1 protein-coding gene is annotated in these 843 nt (G+C 66.1%); it reads left to right on the top strand.

Annotated elements, in window-relative coordinates; translation table 11 throughout:
• The coding region (locus MBTS_RS22520) for a cation:dicarboxylate symporter family transporter (RefSeq protein WP_192216534.1) at nucleotides 1–716 on the top strand (716 nt) is incomplete at its 5' end.
• Between the last annotated feature and the right edge of the window lie 127 nt (nucleotides 717–843).

Raw genomic sequence — 843 nt, 5'->3', positions numbered from 1 at the left:
TCACCATCGGCAAGTACGGCTTCGGCACCGTCTGGTCCCTCGCCTACCTCATGCTCGGTGTCTACGTCACGTCGATCCTGTTCGTCGTGCTGGTTCTCGGCTCCGTCTGCGCCTGGACCGGGTTCTCCCTGGTCAAGGTCCTCGGCTTCTTCAAGGACGAGATCCTCATCACCTTCGGCACCTGCTCCACCGAGGCGGTGATGCCCCGGATGATGGCCAAGCTGGAGCGGGTGGGCTGCGAGAAGTCGGTGGTCGGCCTCGTGCTGCCCACGGGCTACACCTTCAACGCCGACGGCACCTGCATCTACCTGACCATGGCGGCGATCTTCGTCGCCCAGGCCACCAACACGCCTCTCGGCATCGGCGACCAGCTCGTCGTCCTGGGCGTGCTGCTCCTGACCTCGAAAGGGTCGGCGGGTGTCGCCGGGGCCGGGTTCGTCACCCTCGCCGCCACCCTGTCGAGCATCCACACCGTCCCGGTCGCCGGCCTCGTCCTTCTGCTGGGCGTCGATCGCTTCATGAACGAGGCACGGGCGGTCACGAACCTGATCGGCAACGCGGTCGCCACCATCGCGGTCGCCAAGTGGGAAGGCGCCTTCGACCTGAACAAAGCGGAAGAAGCCTACCGCGACCGGGCCGCCGTCGCCTCCGAGAACGTCGTTCCCGACACGGAAGCCGGGCATGCCCTGCCCCGCCCCGTGGCGGCCGCCCACTAGACCTTCTGACCGACCCCCCTTCCATCCCTTTCCCCTCACGCGAAATTTTTCGCATCTCAAGGAGAGCCACAATGCGTACCGTCGCAGTCTCAGAGTGCACAAAGCCGCTCTCCTCGCCCACCCGCAA

The organism is Methylobacterium bullatum, assembly GCF_014845095.1.
Lineage (GTDB): Bacteria > Pseudomonadota > Alphaproteobacteria > Rhizobiales > Beijerinckiaceae > Methylobacterium > Methylobacterium bullatum.
The sequence above is the reverse complement of the archived record's forward strand: the minus strand, read 5'-3'. Positions and strand labels throughout refer to the sequence as shown.